At 72.2% G+C, this 4,342-nt stretch carries 3 protein-coding genes and 1 pseudogene; 2 read left to right on the forward strand and 2 right to left on the reverse strand.

Annotated elements, in window-relative coordinates:
- Positions 1-1,337 (reverse strand): putative Ig domain-containing protein (locus AA75_RS46855; RefSeq protein WP_233289470.1); only part of this gene is annotated, 1,337 nt, incomplete at its 3' end.
- Between the two features lie 259 nt (positions 1,338-1,596).
- The gene (locus tag AA75_RS44135; RefSeq protein ID WP_033826213.1) at positions 1,597-2,127 is read right to left on the reverse strand and encodes a GNAT family N-acetyltransferase; all 531 of its coding nucleotides are present in this window, start codon (positions 2,125-2,127) and stop codon (positions 1,597-1,599) included.
- A 441-nt stretch (positions 2,128-2,568) separates the two neighbouring features.
- Here AA75_RS44135 and AA75_RS44140 point away from each other — a divergent pair, with 441 nt between their 5' ends.
- Together AA75_RS44140 and AA75_RS51365 are read left to right on the forward strand one after the other, a co-directional pair.
- A complete protein-coding gene (locus tag AA75_RS44140; RefSeq protein WP_033826214.1) occupies positions 2,569-3,708 on the forward strand; it encodes an esterase family protein in 1,140 nt (379 codons plus the stop codon).
- Positions 3,709-3,913: 205 nt separating this feature from the next.
- A pseudogene (locus AA75_RS51365) lies at positions 3,914-4,342 on the forward strand (ATP-binding protein); the annotation flags it as partial.

Genomic DNA, 4,342 nt, shown 5'->3' on the forward strand with positions numbered 1-4,342 from the left:
GTGGTCTCCGCCGTGTCGATGTGCAGCCAGTAGCTGAGGGTGGCCTTGCAGCCCGCCGGGATGGTCACCGTCTGGGAGGCGGAGTCCGTGTGGGCGGAGCCGTAGCCGTTCATCCAGGCCTTCCAGCTGCCCGAGTGGGCGGCCTGGGAGGCGCTGTTGTCGACCACGCCACTGGTGGTGGTCCACGGCGCGGCGGAGCCGGTCTCGAAGCCGGCGTTGCCGAGCAGCTGGGTCGGGGTGCAGCCGCCGCCACCACCGGTGTTGACGGTCCAGGTGAAGCTGGCGGTGCCGGTCTTGTTGGCAGTGTCCTTGGCGGTCACCACCACGTTGGAGGTGCCGGCGGTGGTCACGGTGCCGGTGATCTTGCCGGTGGAGGCGTTGATCGACAGGCCGGTGGGCAGGCCGGTGGCCGAGTAGGTCAGCGGGGCGGTGCCGCCGGAGGCCGAGATCTGCAGGTTGGCCGAACCGTTCAGCACGGTGGACTGGTTGCCCGGGTTGGTCACCGACACCGCGGTGCCGGCCGGCTTGGTGAGCAGGCAGCCGCTGACGGTGAGGTCGATGGCGCGGCCGGCGCCGAGGCAGGTGGTGAACCAGTAGGTCTCCTCACCGTAGCTCTGCCCCTTGGTCACCGTGGTGGTGCCGTCGGCCGCCACCTCGCACGGGTTGTTCAGCGTGCACATCTCACCGTCGTCGTTGCCCGTGTTGTTGATGCCGACGACCCGCTTGGTGCCGGCGTCGACGATCGGGGAGCCCGAGGTGCCGTGGGTGGTGTTGCAGCCGCTGTCGTAGCGGATCGAGTCGTGCCAGGTCCACTGGTCCTCGCGCAGGGTGGGGACGAACCCGTTGACGGAGCAGGTCCACACCTGCTTCCAGTACGAGGAGGGTATGAACATCGACGAGCCGTCGACCGGGTGGGTGTCACTGATGGTGAGTGCGGTGGTGCTGTACTTGCTGGTGATCGACGCGTAGGTGTCGGTCAGCTGGTACAGCGCCACATCGGTGCCGGTCATGGTCGCGTAGAGGACCTTGTCCGCCTGGACGGTGCCGAGCGAGGAGCCGGACGGGCCGAGCAGGGTGCCGCTGCGGCTGGCGCTGACGTTCTGGATCACCTGGCCGGCGCTGGGCATGGTCGGCAGGCAGTGCCCGTTGGTGAGCATGAGCGCCCGGTCGGTGTCGACCGAGGAGGGGTAACGCACCAGCGTGGCCGAGCAGTTGCTCAGCGCGATGGTGGCGGTCAGGTCGCCGGCCTGGACGGCCTGCGCGGGGGAGGCGGCGAAGGTCAGCACACCCGCGATGACCGCGCCCGCACCGAAGGCGGCGACAAGTCTCTTGAACATGGCTCTCCTTGTGGGGGAATGCGGGCGTGCGGCAGGTCGCCGACACCCACGCCGCACGAAACTGCCATGACCACTTCAACAAGGTCAACCATCCCGACAGAACTCGCCGCCCGGATCCCCGGCCGCACCCGCACAAGTACCGTCAATCACCCCATCCGGTACGGGAGTCAGCGCCCGCGCGGCCGGACATGCCGACGGCCGGCCGCGGCGGCGACCGGCCGGGGGAGTGGCCGCGGGCGCGGGGCGCGCCGGCGGGCCGTCAGGCGTACTCGGTCAGGTCGATCGCGTGGATCCGCAGCGGGTGCCCGTACCGCGGGTCGGTGAGCTCGCGCTCCGGCTCCATGCCGAGCTTGCGCATGACGTTCTCGGAGGCGGTGTTGCCGATCCGGGTGATGCTGATCACCCGGTCCAGACCCCGGTCCTCCAGGGCGAACTCCAGGACCGCGTGCGCGGCCTCCGAGGCGTACCCCTGACCCCAGTACGGGCGGCCGAGCCGCCAGCCGATCTCCACGGCGGGCAGCACCTCGGGCAGGAAGTCGGGAACGGACAGCCCGGTGAACCCGGCCAGCTCGCCCGAGGCCAGCAGCTCGACGGCGAACAGGCCGAAACCCTCCTCGTCCCACTCCTCCTCCCAGCGCTCGATCGCCTCCGCGGTCTGCTCCAGGTCGAGCACGGAGCCGTCGCGGATCCAGTGCATCACCTCCGGATCGGCGTTGATCTCCGCCATCGCGGCGAGGTCGGTGTCCTGCCAGCGGCGCAGCAGGAGGCGGGGGGTCTGAATCTCGGTCATGGGCCCATCCTGTCGAAGACCCGACGGAAGGTGGTAACCGGCGCGAGCGGAGCCGCCGGGGCGACGGCTGTCAGGGCTCGTCGGCGGGGACCGGCAGGCCGGTGACGTGGAGGGCGGCCGGGCGGCGGCGAAGGCGCGCCCGATGACGTTCCCGACCGGAACGAAGCCGCGGCCGCCTCGCCGACGTGGTGGCGGGAGCCCCGGGAGCCGGGCCGCCGGCTCCCCTCGGTGGGCCGGCGAACCCGGCGGCCGAGGGTTTCCTGCCCGGGTCCGGACCGCCCTCGGGCGCGGTGGGCGGGTGGCGCACCGTCAAGGGTTCGGCAACGTTCGGCAAACTCTCAGCTTTCTCCCAGGGAGCGGCAACCGAACGCGCGTTCCGGCAGTCCATGAGCGTGCCGGGCAAATCCGTCCGGGCAGCACAGGATCCAGGTAAAGCGCGCGATGACACTGACAGGTACCCCGTTCCTCATCCTCACGATCATCCTGTTCGTGGCCTCCATCGCCTTGGCGATGGCGCAGTGGAGAAACGCCGGAGCGCTCCGGCGCAACCCGCGGCAACGGGCGCCGCGCCGCGGACCGCTCCAGGCGGCCGGCTACCTCGGCACCATCCTGTTCTGTCAGTTCACCGCCGTGGCGATGGTCTTCGTCCTGGTCAACAACGCCAACCTGCTCTACGACAACTGGGGCGACCTGCTGGGCACCGCCAGCCACGTCCGCGCCGTACCCGACCCCCCGAAGGACGACGGCGCCGGCGCCCCCGGACCCAAGGTGATCCAGGCCTTCAGGCCCGCCGACTCCGACGCCGTCCCACGGACCGTCAAGCAGACCGACCTCAAGGGCCGGCTCTCCGGCGTCGACGGCGAGGTCCTGGTCTGGACGCCGCCGCAGTACGACGAACCGGCGTACAAGGACAAGAAGTTCCCCGTGGTCGAGCTGCTGGCGGGCTTCCCCGGCAGCGCCAGCGCCTGGTTCGGGGCGATGGACGTCAGCAACCAGCTCGGCCCGCTGATGAAGGCCGGTCAGGTGACCCCGTTCATCCTGGTGGCGCCCCGGGTCACCCTGCTCGGCCCGAACACCGACTCCGGCTGCGCCGACGTCCCCGGCAAGGTCAACGCCGAGACCTGGCTGTCGCGCGACGTCCCGCAGATGGTCACCGACAACTTCCGGGCCGACACCACCCCGGACCGCTGGGCACTGGCCGGCTACTCGGCGGGCGCCCACTGCGCCACCCGCCTCGCCCTCGCCCACCCCAACCGCTACCGCGCCGCGATCAGCATGTCCGGCTACAACGACCCAGGCCAGGAACCCGCCTCACTGACCGCCAAGGACCCCAAGCTCCGCGAGAGCGCCAACCCCCTCACTCTGCTCACCCACGCCGCCACCCCGCCGAACGTCGCGCTCTACCTCACCGGGCGCAAGGACGACGGCCTCGGCGACGCGACCGCCCTCCAGCGCGCGGCGAAGAACCCGACCACCGTCACCATGGTGGAGACCACCGGCCCGCACCTCACCTCGACCTGGAAGCCACTGGTCGTCCCGGCGTTCACCTGGCTGACGGGCATCATCCCGCCGGGCCGGTAGGGCGGTCCGGCGCCCACCGCCGCCCCGGGCCGGGCGGCTCGGTCCGGCGGCGGCCGAACGGCGGTTGAACGGCCGGCGAACTCCCGCCCGGGGACCGCTGCCCGGGCCGGGGACCCCCGCGGTATCCGGGACACCGCCGCCCGGCGTCGGATAGACAGGACACGAAGCGCGCCGGCGGGCGCGAGACGGTCGCCGGGGGGCAGGTATGACGCAGAACCACTTCGAGGGCACGGCCAACACGGTGGTGCAGGCCGGCTCGGTGGCCTTCCACCACCACTACGGCGCGCGGCGCCACCTCATCGAGGAGTTCCCGCCGCCCGACACCTCCGACCTCGGCTGGCTGATGGCGCAGCCCAGCCGGCTGCTCGACGCGCGCCGGCGGGTGGTGGCGTTCTCCGGCCGGGACGCCGAGCTCGGACACCTCGCCGACTGGCGCGACACCGGCGGCACCGGGCTGTCCGTCCTGCTGCTGCACGCGCCGGGCGGGCAGGGCAAGACCCGGCTGGCGGCCGAGTTCGCGGAGCTGACCAGGCGCGGCGGGCCACCCGACGGGCGCCGCTGGCGGGTCCTGCAGGCCCGGCTCGGCGCCGCCCCCGCCCCCGGACTCGTCCCGCCCGCCACCCCGGCGCCCGCC

This window comes from Kitasatospora sp. MBT63, assembly GCF_000710465.2.
GTDB lineage: Bacteria > Actinomycetota > Actinomycetes > Streptomycetales > Streptomycetaceae > Kitasatospora.